Annotated in this window: 13 protein-coding genes; 12 read left to right on the top strand and 1 reads right to left on the bottom strand. The window is 54.0% G+C overall.

Going from position 1 to position 14,740, the window contains the following annotated elements:
• The first annotated feature begins 36 nt into the window (after positions 1-36).
• The 11 genes from ACOBQJ_RS10470 to ACOBQJ_RS10420 all read left to right on the top strand — a co-directional run bounded on the left by ACOBQJ_RS10470 (position 37) and on the right by ACOBQJ_RS10420 (position 12,646).
• Complete coding sequence (locus ACOBQJ_RS10470; protein WP_421071707.1) at positions 37-234, top strand: cold-shock protein; 198 nt, start codon at positions 37-39, stop codon at positions 232-234.
• Between the two features lie 119 nt (positions 235-353).
• Positions 354-878 carry a ribosome hibernation-promoting factor, HPF/YfiA family gene (gene hpf / locus ACOBQJ_RS10465; RefSeq protein ID WP_421071706.1) on the top strand — a complete coding sequence of 175 codons (525 nt, stop codon included), beginning with the start codon at positions 354-356 and terminating at the stop codon, positions 876-878.
• A gap of 194 nt (positions 879-1,072) precedes the next feature.
• Complete coding sequence (gene secA, locus ACOBQJ_RS10460; RefSeq protein WP_421071705.1) at positions 1,073-3,730, top strand: preprotein translocase subunit SecA; 2,658 nt, start codon at positions 1,073-1,075, stop codon at positions 3,728-3,730.
• A 212-nt stretch (positions 3,731-3,942) separates the two neighbouring features.
• A protein-coding gene (gene prfB, locus ACOBQJ_RS10455) for a peptide chain release factor 2 (protein ID WP_421071704.1) occupies positions 3,943-5,056 on the top strand; the annotation gives its coding sequence in 2 pieces (ribosomal slippage) (positions 3,943-4,011 and positions 4,013-5,056; 1,113 coding nt in all).
• A 318-nt stretch (positions 5,057-5,374) separates the two neighbouring features.
• On the top strand, positions 5,375-6,217 hold the full coding sequence (locus ACOBQJ_RS10450; RefSeq protein WP_421071703.1) for a YitT family protein: 843 nt from the start codon (positions 5,375-5,377) through the stop codon (positions 6,215-6,217).
• A 364-nt stretch (positions 6,218-6,581) separates the two neighbouring features.
• The gene (ftsE, locus tag ACOBQJ_RS10445; protein WP_421071702.1) at positions 6,582-7,268 is read left to right on the top strand and encodes a cell division ATP-binding protein FtsE; all 687 of its coding nucleotides are present in this window, start codon (positions 6,582-6,584) and stop codon (positions 7,266-7,268) included.
• Positions 7,246-8,145: a permease-like cell division protein FtsX gene (gene ftsX, locus ACOBQJ_RS10440; protein WP_421071701.1), complete on the top strand. Its 900-nt coding sequence runs from the start codon at positions 7,246-7,248 to the stop codon at positions 8,143-8,145. The genes ftsE and ftsX overlap by 23 nt, the downstream gene beginning before the upstream one ends.
• A gap of 68 nt (positions 8,146-8,213) precedes the next feature.
• Complete coding sequence (locus ACOBQJ_RS10435) at positions 8,214-9,344, top strand: murein hydrolase activator EnvC family protein (protein WP_421071700.1); 1,131 nt, start codon at positions 8,214-8,216, stop codon at positions 9,342-9,344.
• A 163-nt stretch (positions 9,345-9,507) separates the two neighbouring features.
• Entirely contained in the window at positions 9,508-10,656 is a 1,149-nt protein-coding gene (locus ACOBQJ_RS10430; RefSeq protein WP_421071699.1) for a S41 family peptidase, read from the top strand.
• Positions 10,657-10,731: 75 nt separating this feature from the next.
• Positions 10,732-11,982 (top strand): PDZ domain-containing protein, encoded by a 1,251-nt coding sequence (locus ACOBQJ_RS10425; protein WP_421071698.1) that lies wholly within the window; start codon positions 10,732-10,734, stop codon positions 11,980-11,982.
• Between the two features lie 55 nt (positions 11,983-12,037).
• Complete coding sequence (locus ACOBQJ_RS10420) at positions 12,038-12,646, top strand: uracil-DNA glycosylase (protein WP_421071697.1); 609 nt, start codon at positions 12,038-12,040, stop codon at positions 12,644-12,646.
• Between the two features lie 24 nt (positions 12,647-12,670).
• Here ACOBQJ_RS10420 and ACOBQJ_RS10415 read toward each other — a convergent pair whose 3' ends face one another.
• A complete protein-coding gene (locus ACOBQJ_RS10415; RefSeq protein WP_421071696.1) occupies positions 12,671-13,009 on the bottom strand; it encodes a DUF2508 family protein in 339 nt (112 codons plus the stop codon).
• A 168-nt stretch (positions 13,010-13,177) separates the two neighbouring features.
• Here ACOBQJ_RS10415 and ACOBQJ_RS10410 point away from each other — a divergent pair, with 168 nt between their 5' ends.
• Positions 13,178-14,701, top strand: coding sequence for a substrate-binding domain-containing protein (locus ACOBQJ_RS10410; RefSeq protein ID WP_421071695.1), 1,524 nt, complete (start codon positions 13,178-13,180; stop codon positions 14,699-14,701).
• Positions 14,702-14,740 lie beyond the last annotated feature (39 nt).

Raw genomic sequence — 14,740 nt, 5'->3', positions numbered from 1 at the left:
CATAAATGTAAGATCAAGTTTTTAGGAGGTATGTTTGTGTTTGGCAGGGTTAAATGGTTTAACCAGGAGAAGGGTTACGGCTTTATCGAGAGGGATGATGGTGGGGACGTATTTGTCCACTTCTCGGCGATTCAGGAAGAAGGCTTTAAGACCCTAGCCGAGGGTCAAAAGGTTGAATTCGATATCGTCGAAGGCGCCCGGGGGCCACAGGCGGCCAACGTGATAAAAATATAAAGCTGAAATACCCCAGCTGAGCCTGGGGTATTTAAATCTTATACAGTTTGGGCAGGATTTTATGCTGTAAAGGGGAATAATAGGCACAAGACAGAATTTTTTCAAAGGAGGCCATGCATATGGGAGTACAGGTTCGCGGCAGAAACATCGAAGTGACTGATGCCTTGAAGGAATATATAAACAAGCGTCTCGGGAAACTCGAAAAACACATTGATAACTTGGGTGAAGCACAGGTTACCCTTTCTGTGGTAAGGGGATTTCACCGCATTGAAGTGACCATTCCCATCAACGGGATGATCCTGAGGGGAGAAGAAAGCACCGGAGATATGTATGCTTCCACCGACCTGGTAGTGGATAAGCTTGAAAAACAAATTGAGAAATACAAAGGCAAGCTGCAGAAGAGGGGAGCCAGGTTTGTCAACGACGTGAAGGCGCCTGCTGCAGTGATTGCCGAGGAAGACGGGCCGCGCCTGGTGCGGACAAAACGTTTTGCGATCAAGCCGATGCCGGTTGATGAGGCCGTCCTCCAGATGAACCTGCTCGGACACAATTTCTTTGTGTTCTCCAATGCGGAGACCGAACAGGTCAATGTGGTATACAAGCGCAAGGATGGCAATTACGGCCTGATCGAGCCGGAATTTTAAACAAACTGGCAAACAGGCGCCGCTCTTGAGCAGGCGCCTGTTTTTTTTGTCATCCCCGTACCCGGTACCTAAGTTATTAAGTTATTTTCAATTGGGCTGGTAAATAGTGCCATAATTGACGGTATTGTTGAACATAAAGTATAATATACAATGGTTATGTATGTTTATATGTTAAAAATTTGAGGTGTAATAAAATGCTCGGGTTTATCAAAAACTGGCTTGACGACAACGCCCGCGAAGTAAAAAAACTGCAGCGCACGGTTGATGAGATCAACAAACTGGAGCCAAAGATGAAAGCGCTCTCCGAGGAAGATCTCAGGGGCATGACCGCGGTTTTTAAAGGACGCCTTGACAAGGGCGAGGGACTGGACGATATCCTGCCGGAAGCATTTGCGGTGGTGCGTGAAGCATCCCGGCGTATCCTGGGCATGAGGCATTTTGACGTCCAGCTGATGGGCGGGATGATACTGCACCAGGGCCGCATCGCCGAGATGAAAACAGGTGAAGGCAAGACGCTGGTGGCCACGCTGCCGGTTTACCTGAACGCTCTTACCGGCAGAGGGGTCCATGTGGTCACGGTCAACGACTACCTGGCGCGCCGGGACAGTGAGTGGATGGGCCGGATATACAGCTACCTTGGTTTAAGCGTCGGACTGATCGTGCACGGCCTGGACTGGGACGAGAAAAAGCGGGCCTATGACTCTGACGTGACATACGGCACCAACAATGAATTTGGTTTTGACTACCTGCGGGACAACATGGCCCACCACCCCAGCCAGCTCGTGCAGCGGGAGCTGAATTACGCCATAGTTGACGAGGTGGACAGCATCCTCATCGATGAGGCCAGGACGCCGTTAATTATCTCCGGCCAGGCTGACAAGTCAAACGAACTTTACAATACATTTGCCAGGATCGTGCCCCGCCTGAATGCGGAAACAGACTACACAGTCGACGAAAAAGCACATACGGTCGCCATCACCGAATCAGGTGTGGCCAAGGTGGAAAAGGCCATCGGCGTGCATAACCTTTACGACGACAAGAATATCGAGCTCACCCACCACCTGAACCAGGCCCTCAAGGCAAATGCCCTGATGAAAAGGGACCGCGACTACGTGGTTAAGGACGGCCAGGTGATCATCGTGGATGAGTTCACCGGCCGGCTGATGTTCGGCAGGCGTTACAGCGAAGGGCTGCACCAGGCCATTGAGGCCAAGGAAAATGTTAAAATCGAGAGAGAGTCACAGACTCTCGCCACGATTACATTTCAGAATTATTTCAGAATGTACGGAAAGCTGGCCGGTATGACCGGCACGGCCGAAACCGAGGAGCAGGAATTTAAAAAGATCTACAACCTGGACGTGGTGGTCATACCCACCAACAAGCCGCTGGTCCGCGTTGACGCGCCGGACGTGATTTACAAGACCGAACCGGCCAAGTTTCGTGCCGTGGTGAACGAGATCGCGGCACGGCATGCCAAGGGGCAGCCGGTGCTGGTAGGCACCATTTCCATTGAAAAATCAGAAGTCTTAAGCGGTTTGCTCAGAAAAAAAGGCGTGTCCCACCAGGTGCTCAACGCCAAGTACCACGACAAAGAAGCTGAAATTGTGGCCCAGGCCGGGCGCTACAGCGCGGTGACCATAGCCACCAACATGGCGGGCCGCGGCACCGATATCCTCCTGGGCGGCAACCCGGAGTTTCTCGCCCGCCTGGAAATGCGGCGGGATGCTATGCAGCATGAAGCCGCCGGTGAGAACAACGGGACCACGGCGGAGGACGAAAGCCTGGTGCTGGAGCCGCTGCTGAAAAAATACCGCCTGCAGACGGAAGACGAACATGCCAGGGTAGTTGAGTTGGGCGGCCTGCACATCATAGGCACGGAGCGCCACGAGAGCCGCCGCATCGACAACCAGCTGCGCGGCCGCTGCGGCCGCCAGGGCGACCCCGGCTCCAGCCAGTTTTACAGCTCCCTGGAAGACGACCTGATGCGCCTGTTCGGCTCTGACAATATCGCGGGGATCATGGAACGGCTGGGGATAGAAGAAGACATGCCCATCGAGCACTCGATGATCTCCAAGTCCATCGAGACCGCCCAGAAGCGGGTGGAGAACCGCAACTTTGATATACGCAAGCACGTGCTGCAGTACGACGACGTAATGAACCAGCAGCGTGAACTGATCTACAGGCAGCGGCGCCAGGTGTTGACCGGTGAAAACCTGAAAGACGACGTCCTGGAGATGATTGACGCATGCGTGGAGCGGGCGGTCGCCACTTACGCGCCGGAGGGAGTCCATCCCGAAGAGTGGGATTTCCACAGCCTCCTGGAACAAGCGGAGCAGCTGTTCCTGCCGGGACATAAGCTGTCCCCCGCGGACCTTGAGGACATGGGCCGCGGTGAACTGGCTGGTTTCCTGACAGAAAAAGCCCACGAAGCTTATGAGGCCAGAGAGCAGGAACTGGGGGCCGACACCATGCGGCAGGTGGAGCGGGCTGTCATGCTGCGCATTGTCGACGACAAGTGGATGGACCACCTGGACGCCATGGACCAGCTGCGGGAGGGCATCAGCCTGCGCGCTTACGGCCAAAAGGACCCCTTGATTGAATACAAATTTGAAGGGTACGAGATGTTTCAGAATATGATCAACACCATCCAGGACGACGTGGTGCGCTACATTTTCCGGGTAAACGTGGTCCAGCCTGAGCAGCAGAAGCGACAGGTGGTGGAAAACCGTTACACTGATGACAGCGCCAAACAGCCGGCGCGCAAGGAAAGCAAAGTTGGCCGCAATGACCCCTGCCCGTGCAACAGCGGCAAAAAATACAAGAAATGCTGCGGCCGGGCGGAAGCGGTGTAAAAAAACTGTTTTCACATGATTAACAGGATTAAATTAGGTTTTTATTAAAAAGAATTATCACAGGATTAACTAGATTTTATAGATTAACAAGATATAAGGAATTTTAAAGGTAAAATAATTAAATTAATAATTCCTATTTTTTAATCCTGTTAATCTTATTAATCATGTAAATCTTGTGATGATAAATATTTTAAAAAGGAATGGTTGAAGGAATGTTCACTGAGTTAAAAAGGGAGCTCGAACCGCTTGGCAAAAGGATTGAAGATTTGAGGGTTTCTCTTTGACATAGCCGGTAAAGAAGAAGAAATCGGCAGGCTGGACGCGCAAATGCTCAACTGTGGTTTTTGGGATAACCAGGGGCTGGCGCAAAAAACTGTCCAGCGGGTGGCAAACCTGCGTGATAAAGTTTCAGTATTCCAGGAGCTTGCGAATAAGTACGAGGAACTTGAGGTTTTAATAGAACTGGGCCAGGAGGAAGAAGACGATTCGCTGGCCGCCGAAGCGAAAGAAAGCCTGGATGCGGTGTCCAGGCTGGTTGAAGAAATGGAATTGGCGGTGCTTTTAAACGGCCCTTACGACCGGGGCAACGCCATCATCGCCCTGCACGCCGGCGCCGGCGGCACCGAAGCCCAGGACTGGGTGGAAATGCTCCTGCGGATGTACGGGCGCTGGGCGGAGCGGCACCGTTATAAGATTGAGATTTTAGACATGCTGCCCGGTGATGAAGCCGGCATTAAAAGTGCCACCATCGAAGTTATCGGCGCCAATGCGTACGGGTACCTTCTGGCGGAAAAGGGAGTGCACCGCCTGGTGCGCATCTCTCCTTTTGACACCGCCGGCCGGCGGCACACTTCTTTCGCTTCGGTGGACGTCCTGCCGGAGGTGGAAGAAGGCATAGACGTGCAGATCGACCCGGAGGACCTGAAAATAGACACTTTCCGCTCCGGCGGCGCCGGCGGGCAGCACGTCAACAAGACTGACTCGGCCGTCCGGATGACCCACCTCCCCACCGGGATCGTGGTATCATGCCAGAATGAACGCTCTCAGATGGCCAACCGGCTGGCAGCAATGAAAATGCTGAAGGCCAGGCTTATTGACCTGGAGATCCGCAAGAAAGAAGCCGAGCTTGCGGCGCTGCGCAGCGACCAGCAGGATATCGCCTGGGGCAGCCAGATCCGTTCCTATGTATTCCACCCCTACAGCATGGTCAAGGACCACCGCACCGGCTGGGAGACGGGGAACATAAACGCGGTGATGGACGGTGAGATCGACCCTTTTATCGCCTCCTACCTGAAAGATAAGGCGCGGGGCCAGGTTGGGACGTGAGGCGTGAGAGTAATAAAACATAGTTAATAGTGTTAAAACTTTTTGGCTTTATTTAGACGTGAGAATTTTAAAGAGTCATGTGACGTGTCGTGAAAAGTGAGATTAAAGGGATAATCACAAGGGACAAAAACGCCCTTGAGAAATACCTGGATTCCCACGACTTGCGACCCGCGTCCCATGACTTTTTTTATGTCTTCATAGCGCCGGCACATTCTGGATATCATAAGCGTGTCAAGGGGACGGTTCTTTTGACACGATTTTATCGTTCACCGGATTGTTGGGAGCCAGCCTTGATTCCGATTTGTTGGAGTGTCGCAGATGGCGTTAAAATTATTCCGGGAAATAGCCGGTGTGAGCGCGGGGGTGCTGTTAACAGCCCTGGGGCTGGACATGTTTCTGATACCAAACAAGATAGCGGCCGGAGGGGTCAGCGGTATTGCCACCATTTTGTATTACCTGATCAATGTGCCGGTAGGCCTGGCTATGCTGTCCCTGAACGTGCCGCTGTTTGCAGCGGGCATCTACCGGCTGGGGCTGCGCTTCGGATTTCGTTCTCTGTTCGGCACGGTGGCCCTCTCCGTTGCTGTTGACGCCCTTGCTCCTTTCCTGCCGGTGCCCACCCAGGATATCCTGCTGGCCAGCCTTTTTGGTGGAGTGCTGGTGGGCCTTGGTCTCGGATTGGTTTTCCGGTATAACGGCACCACCGGGGGGACCGACCTCGCCGCCGCTTTGCTGCGCACTTATACCGGCGCCAACATCGGCCAGATGCTTTTTCTGGTGGACGCCACTATTGTGATCGCGGCAGGAATTGTTTTTGAATCCGCCGAGCTGGCAATGTACGCGCTGATAACCATTTTTGTGACCGCCTGGATGATCGACCTGGTGCAGGAGGGGTTCAGCTATACCAAGGCTTTTTTAATAATATCCGACCGGCCTTCAGAAATAGCGGCGGCTATTGTCAGGGGGTTGAACCGGGGCGCCACCGCCTGGCCGGCCAAAGGTGTCTACACCGGAACAGAAAGGGAGATTATTCTTTCGGTGGTGAACCGGTCGGAGGTAAGCCGCCTGAAGGAAATTGTTTATGAGGCCGACCCGCGCGCCTTTGTAATCCTGGCAGACGTGCACGAGGTGCTGGGCGAAGGATTCAAGCAGTACAGGTAAATTTTGGTCGTGGGACGTGAGACGTGAGACGTGGGTATTTACTGCGTTCCTCAAGGGTCTTTTTTAACACGGTGCTCTCAACTCTTGCTTCTGACGTCCTTTGACACACTTATCGTCCACTTGGTCTCGGTTTATAAGTATATCCTGCATTTCTTTTGGGTTCTTGACCCTTAAGGTCTATCTTGCAGTCTCATGTCTCACTTCTCACGTCCCACATCTCAATACGCGGGGCTTTTTCTTTTTCTCCCTTTTTAGGAAGGATTATAACTTGTTCTGTCGAAGATTAACTAGGTTTGTTATTTGATGTCTTAACTAATCAGCTGATAAGGACCATTATGAACACACGAGATATGAGGTGCTCTGTTTGATCCAGCTGCAAAACGTTACCAAGACTTATCTCAATGGAGCCAAGGCTCTCATAGATGTCACCATGAAGATCAACAAAGGCGAGTTCGTGTTCCTGGTGGGGCCGAGCGGCGCCGGCAAGTCAACCCTGACCAAACTCCTGTACCGGGAAGAGGTCCCTTCCCGCGGCCAGATCATCCTCAACGGGAAAAACGTGGTCCGTATGAAACCACGGGAAGTCCCTTACCTGCGGCGCAAAATAGGCATGGTTTTTCAGGATTTCCGACTGCTGCCCAGGAAAACAGTGGCTGAAAATGTTTCTTTCGCCCTGGAGGTTATCGGCGCCTCAAATAAGGAAATTAAAAAGGCTGTGCCTGCAGTGCTGAGCATGGTGGGACTCACGGAAAAAGCGGATATTTTCCCGGACCACCTGTCAGGCGGCGAACAGCAGCGGGTATGCGTGGCGCGGGCTATCGTAAACAACCCGGTCCTGCTCATTGCCGACGAACCCACGGGCAACCTGGACCCGGAGACATCATGGGGATTGATGAAGCTTTTCATGGATATTAACCGGCGCGGCACGACTATTATCATGGCCACTCATGCCTGGGATATTGTTGATGATATGAAGAAACGCGTAATAGAGCTGGCAGGCGGGAGAATCGTGCGGGACGAGGAAGAAGGTGCGTACCGCAATGAGGCTTAAGACCATTCAGTATTATTTCCGGGAGGCTGTCCTGTCAGTGATCAGGAACAGCTGGATCTCAGTGGCGTCAATAGGTGTTGTCGCCGTCTCTCTGCTGATCCTCGGCAGTTCCCTCCTGCTGGTGATGAATGCCAACAACATCGCGGCCAACCTGGAGTCAAGCGTGGAAATCAGTGTGTTTTTTAAAGATGAGATAACGCCGGACGAGGTGCAGGATCTCGAAAACAAACTTGCGGATAAGCCTGAAGCGACCCAGGTTGTATTTGTATCAAAACAGCAGGCTCTGGAAGAAATGAGGGAAAATTTCGGAGAACAGAAGGATATTCTGGACGGCCTGGAAGAGAAAAACCCGCTGCCGGACGCTTTAAGGATTAAAACCGCCACCGCTGAGCAGGTAGCGCCGCTGGCCGCTGAGCTGGAGTCTTACGCCCAGGTTGATGATGTGCGCTACGGACAGGGTGTCGTTGAGAAAATGCTGGCACTTTCCAAGTGGGTCCGCACGGCCGGGTTAATCACCATGGTGCTTCTGGGAGTGGCGGCAGTTTTCCTGATCGCCACTACTATCCGACTTTCTGTTTATGCCCGGCGCAAAGAGATCGGCATCATGAAATTCCTGGGAGCGACCAACTGGTTTGTACAGTTTCCCTTCGTACTGGAGGGAATGATGCTGGGGCTGGCCGGCTCGCTTATGGCGGTCCTGGTTGTTTATTTCGGATATATATCGCTAATTGACAATATACAAATTTCACTTCCTTTCATGCAGCTGGTCACCGACCGGGCTTTAATCAAACCCCTGATGGAACTGCTCCTGTTAATGGGCCTGGTAATCGGGGCGGCAGGCAGCCTGATCAGTATGCGCAGGTTTTTAAAGTCCTAGCGCGCCGCACCTTGTTATGGGAGTTAAAACAATTTAAAGATATTTCCGGATAGTAAGGGGTGAGTTTTTTGAAGCCCGGTTTTATAAAGTGGAAAGTGGTTGTTATAACGGTGATGGTTTTGCTTTTGCTGGGCACTCTGGGCGCCGCTTACGGAGATGACTTGGAAAAGCAGCTGGAAGAGACCCGGGAGCAGCTCAATGAGGTGAGAAATGAGGCTGACCAGGCCCGGGGCGTGGTCAGGGATTATGCCAGCGAGGTCGCTTATTATAACGGGTTAATCAGTGAAAAATCTGTTCAGCTGAAAGATCTCCAGGATACTATGGATAGCTCCAGGGAGACCCTGCGCGTGACCGAGGCTGAACTGGAAGAAGCCAGGATCCAGCTGGACAAGAGCACCGAGATATTGAACAAAAGAGTGCGCAGCATCTACGAGGTCGGCAATGTCAGCTACCTGGAGGTTCTTTTTGAGGCCAGGGACTTCAACGATTTTATAAACCGGTTTGAACTGTTGAAACGGGTAGTGCACCAGGATTCTGAGACTATACAACAGGTCAAGGCGGACCGCCAGCGGCTCAATAACAAAAAGGCCGACCTGGAGGTGCAGCAGCAAGCCCTGACCACCCTGATCAATGAGCAGGACGCCGCCCGCAGGGAGCTTGACCTCAGAAGGGGCGAGAGGGACGCCTTGCTCAGCGAAGCCGAGTACAACCTCTGGGATATCGAGGCGGAAGCCTCCCGCCTGGAGGAACAGGAGCAGCAGATCCTGCGTGATATCGCCCGCCTGCGGGCCAAGGACCGGCCCGCCTCCACCGGCGGTTTCGCCTGGCCGGTGCCCGGCTATAATGACATCTCCTCCGTATTTGGCTGGCGTGAGCACCCCATCCTGGGGACAGGCCGCATGCACAACGGGATAGACATACCGGCGGATTACGGCGCCGCGGTCGTGGCGGCCCAGGACGGCACTGTCATTGACGTAAGCTACATGAGCGGCTACGGCAATGTCGTCATGATCGACCACGGCGGCGGTCTGACGACCCTTTATTCACACCTTAACGCCCAGCTGGTTTACCAGGGGCAGGAGGTCTATAAAGGCGATACCATCGCCGAGGTCGGCAGTACAGGTCTTTCGACCGGGCCTCACCTCGATTTCTCGGTAAGGGTTGATGGTGAACCGGTCGACCCGATGAATTATTTCTAAACTTTAAACACGCGCATATTAATGCGGCAATGTCTGAATACTGTTGGCAGGGAACTGCCGGCGGTATTTTTTTTGAATAAAAACTGGTAAATTATTATATTGGACATGTTTACCAGATTGATGTAGTATAATATCGTATCAAAACAAAGTAGGTGTGAGCAGCTTGAGTTACAACAAGTTCGAAAGCAGTGCCGCCGACAGGCGTCTCAAATTCCTGGCAATATTTATAATTGCCGTTTTCGTTATTATGGGCGCCCTGGTGGCGACAAATTACAAACATATCAGCAACCTGGTCAAGGTAGTTGCCATCGTCAGGACGCAGTACCTGCAGCCGGTAAACTCGGCCCAGATGATCGACGGGGCCATAAAAGGGATCGTGAACTCACTGAACGATCCTTATTCCGTCTACCTGGAACCGAAGACCTTTGCCATGCTGCAGGAACAAATAAAGGGGTCTTTCGGCGGCCTGGGCATCCTCGTTGGCGTAAAGGACCAGAACTTGACGGTGGTCCGGGCTTACCAGGGGACGCCTGCTGCAAGGGCGGGCATTGAGGCCGGGGACGTGATCGTAAAGATTAATGAAAGCGACGCCAGGGGAATCGATCTGGAAACAGCGATTAACCTGATGAGAGGACCGGTGGGTTCGACCATAAACCTTACCGTCGAAAGGCAGGGAAGCACGCTTCAATTTACTAACATAGCCAGGGAAGAGATAAGTGTACCCACAGTAGAGGGGCGGGTAATCGTTAATTCGGATATCGGCTATGTAATAATCAGCCAGTTTACTGAACGCACGCCCGAAGAGCTGAAAGCGGTCCTGGCGAACCTGCAGGGCAGCAAAATAAAGGGTTTGATCCTGGACCTCAGGGATAACCCCGGGGGTGAGCTTACTTCCGCGGTTAACGTGGCCAAGAATTTTATTCCCAAGGGCCCCATCGTATATATTGATTACCGCACCGGCAGGGACCAGGAATTTCCATCAGAGGGGCTGACAGTAGGACTGCCCCTGGTGGTATTAATCAACGGCGGCAGCGCCAGTGCGGCCGAGATATTGGCGGGAGCGGTAAAGGACACCGGCGCCGGGACCCTGGTAGGCACAAAAACGTTTGGTAAAGGCGTCGTCCAGACCCTGTTCCAGTTGGACAACGGGGCGGGGCTCAAGATTACGACAGCCAGGTACCTGACTCCTAATAAAAACGATATCAACCTGAAAGGGATCGAGCCGGACGTAACTGTGCAGGCGCAGGAACCTCCCCACGATCCACAGATGGACCGGGCAGTCGAGATTATGAAGCAGAAGATAGCGGGCTAGAGCGATTGAACTGCCGCGGGACAAACTCCTGCGGCTTTTTCAATATGCTTAACATATATGCCGAGGTGAAGTGTTTTGTTCCCTTTTCTCCAGCTTATTCCTATAACTTTACAGGCCTTTCTGCAGACCTTTATTGATCCTGCCTACCTTTTTCTCTACCTGGTCGTATGCGTTATAATCGCCATACAGTACAACCGGATGGAAAAGTTGAGGGAAAATTTCTTCGGGGCCAGGGCCGGGCGCACCAGGAAAGATTTTCTGGCGGCGATTGGTTACGGCTTGCTCGGCGGTCTGCTCGGCAGTTACCTGGTGATATTCGTCGGTCTCACCATTTCTGGTGAACTGTACTACCTGTGGCCTGTGGCAATCCTTTTGATGATGATTAATATCCGTTTTTTATGCTTCGCCTACGCGGGGGGTATCCTGGCCCTGTCCAATTTAATCTTCGGTGTCCCGCAGATTAACCCTTCTCAGATCCTGGCCCTGGTGGCCGCCCTGCATATGGTCGAGAGTTTTCTTATTTTTGCCGGCGGCCACCTGGGCGCGGTACCGGCCTATATCAAGGGGCCGGAGGGAAAAATCATCGGCGGCTTTACCCTGCAGCGGTTCTGGCCCATCCCCATCGTGGTGCTGGCTGTAATAACGGGTGGAATGGCCGATGGCGGTATCGAGATGCCCGGCTGGTGGCCCCTGATCATGCCCGGGGTGGAAGGAAACCCGCAAGACCTCATTTTTGCCTTGCTGCCGCTGGTGGCCGGTCTGGGGTACGGCGACATAGCCATTGCCAGGACCCCGGCTGAAAAAAGCAGGCTGTCCTCTCTTTTCCTGGGCCTGTACAGCCTGGTCCTGCTGGCGCTGGCCGTGCTGGCCGGCCATAACCGGGCGGTGGCGCTGCTGGCGGCGTTGTTCTCCCCCCTTGGGCACGAGGCGGTCATTTATATAGGCAAATGGTTCGAATTAAAGGGCGAACCTATTTATGTTCCCGCCGCGGAGGGGATGAGGCTCCTGGACGTGCTGCCGGACGGGCCGGCCTGGCGGGCCGGCCTGCGTCCCGGGGACGTCATTACCGCGGTAAACGGGGTCAAATTTACCGACAGGACTGAGTTTTACAACCTGCTGCAGTCCTCCTTCCTGCCCCCGGGAGTTGATTATATAAGCCGTGCCGCCGGCGCGGCCAAAAACACTGTGATCAAGCCGCCTGAACCGGGAAAAGCCTGGGGCCTGGCGCCGGTTCCGGAAAGCAACGAGGGCAGGTATGTGGAACTGCTGACGGTGGGCCCCCTGGGCCGGTGGATATTGAAACTATGGGGCAAAACTTCGCGTTGACTATTTTAGTTGACGGGGATATAATCGTGCCGAGACCGGCAGGGGGGTTTAAACCTTGAACAAGGTGCCTTACAGCGAAGATCATGATTTAAGCGTCATAAAAAGCCTGGACGAGCTGAAAGAGATGGCGCTGGCCTGCAGTCGCTGCGGCTTGCGGGCGGAATGTTCCGGGGTGGTGTTCGGCGAGGGTAACCCATGCGCCAGGCTGATGCTGATCGGTGAGGGGCCGGGAGCCGAGGAAGACCGGTTGGGGAGGCCTTTCGCCGGCAAGGCAGGGCAGCTCCTGGACCAGATCCTGGGGGCAATCGGCCTGGAAAGGTTTGAGCATACCTACATCGCCAACGTGGTGAAATGCCGGCCGCCCGGCAACAGGGTGCCGCGCCCGGAAGAAGCCAGGCAGTGTCTGCCCTGGCTGTACCGGCAGATCGAATTGATTTCCCCGGCGCTGATCGTCCTGCTGGGGGGGACGGCGCTGCAGAACCTGGTCGATCCCGAGGCAAGGATTACCAGGGCCCGCGGCCAGTGGCTGGAAAGCAAGAGCGGCATAAAAATAATGCCCACTTATCACCCGGCCGCGCTGCTGAGAGACCCGTCCAAGAAACGCCCGGTCTGGGAGGACTTTCAGAAGGTCAGGGAGGAATACATGAGCGCAATGAATAAATAAGCCGGGGTTGCCCCGGCTTTGTTTTTACCCGGTACAGACAGGTTCGTTTTCCCTGTGGCCCGAATCGGCGCTAAACTCGTCTGCGCAGGAAAACTGTGTCAGCTCCGGCCAGGCGCACGTGCCTTCTTTCCTGGCCTGCTCCAGCAGCGCCATGTAGCGCCTCTCCGCCGAATTGATTTTGAAGATAACATATTCATCCAGGTCGCTGTCTATATAGTCTGCCTCTTTGAGAGCCAGCTGCCAGTCGCGCCGGGCGCACTCGACCGCTTTCACCAGGTCGGGAGTCGGAGGTCCTTCCACCATCTCTCTAAGCCTGGATATTTCAGACAGCGTTAAGGATTTAATTGTTGACAACATGCTCATTTATTAATCACCTCATCATCATTATAGATAGAAATGATGGAAAATAAAAGGTGTGTTTACATAATATAACAAAAGTTGTCAGATTTTTCGTTCGACTTTCCCCTCAATATTTAGACAACTTTTCTGACATAATAAAGTCAGACTTGAGTATGAATGGGGTTGAAAGTCATGAGCATAAAAATCACTGCCCATAAATTGATGCTTATCCTTATCATTATCATCAGCATTGCTTTTTTATACGGGTGCGCCAGAAAAGCGCAGCCTCAGAAAAAACCGGTCAATAACGGCGGCGGCCAGGAAGTCAAAATAGCTGTGAGTTTTGCCGACATGGAAAGGGACGGCAACCAGATCATAAAAAACACCATGTCGGCCAGGCAGGGCGGCCAAGGGCAGGGCCAGCAGGGGGGCCAGCAAAACGGGCAGCAGGGCGGACAGAGCCAGCAGGCCGGCCTTGACGTTGTGCCTGTTCAGACCGGGCAAAACGGTGCCCAGGGGCAGGGCCAGCAGGGTGGTCAGCAGAGCGGCCAGGGTCAGCTTAAGGTTAGTATCACCTGGCTGGATGCTAAGAACGACTCTGCCCAGCAGGAAAAAGACATCGACCAGCTTTTGAGCCAGAATGTCAAGGCAGTAATCCTGCAGCTGGTGGATCCCGCCGCGGGGTCCAGGATAGTCCGCAGGCTGGCCCAGGCTAATATAAAGGTTATAGCGCTGGAAACACTCCCGATTGATTCACCTGTTGACGGCTATATTACCACCGACCATGCCAGAACCGGAGAACTGCAAGCGCGCTACCTTATCAGCGCGGCCCAGGGGCGCGCTGCCGCATTGAAAACTGTTATACTGCAGGGTGATAAAAATGACCGGGTTTCGACAGATATCGCATCTTCAATACTGCAGTACCTGAAAGGCCAGTCCCAGGTGCAGGTAGTCCTGGTCAAGGACCATCCGCGTGGTGACCCGCAGATGGCCGCATCCACACTGGAACAGGTCCTGGCCTCAACGGGCGGCGGGATCGACGCTGTTGTCGCCACCGACAGCCGCATGGCTGCCGCTGCCGCTGACCTTTTGAAGAACCGTGGATTAAGCGAGAGGGTTATAACCGTTGGGGTCGGCGCGGATCAAAAGTCATCGCGGTCCCTGGCAGCGGGGGACCATGACGCGGAAGTCGACGTTATGCCGGAACTGATCGCGCAGTACGCCTATGACGCGGCGGTTGGCCTGGCTGCAACCGGGTACTGGCAGAATGACAGCCGGATCAGGAACGGGGATTTCGACGTGCCTGCCAAAACTACGCCGGTACGTTTGATTACCAGGAGCGAGTCCTACCTGCTGGAGCAGCGCTGGGGCCAGGCCCAGGGGCAGAATCAGGGACAGCAGGGCGGCCAGCAGGGCGGCCAGCAGAACAGCCAGCAAAACAGCCAGCAGGGTGGCCAACAAAACGGCCAACAGGGCGATCAGCAAAACGGCCAGAACAGCCAGAACAGCCAGTCAGGCGGCCAGAACCAGAACAGTGGAGGCGGAAGCGCCGGCAAAAAAACCACACTGAGGGTAACCACCCAGGATGGCAAGACAGTGGAAGTACAGATAAACGGTGAAATTAAAAAAATTGAAACAATTGACGGCGCCGGTGGAGCAGGCGGGCAGGGCGGCGGCGCGGGGACCGGAAGCGGCCAGGGCGGCAGCGGCAGTTGATTTATAAATAAAAGAGAGAACCCTGCTCCGGGTCCTCTC

Source organism: Pelotomaculum propionicicum (assembly GCF_048984525.1).
Taxonomy (GTDB): Bacteria; Bacillota; Desulfotomaculia; order Desulfotomaculales; family Pelotomaculaceae; genus Syntrophopropionicum; species Syntrophopropionicum propionicicum_A.
This window is presented reverse-complemented; position numbering and strand designations above follow the sequence as displayed.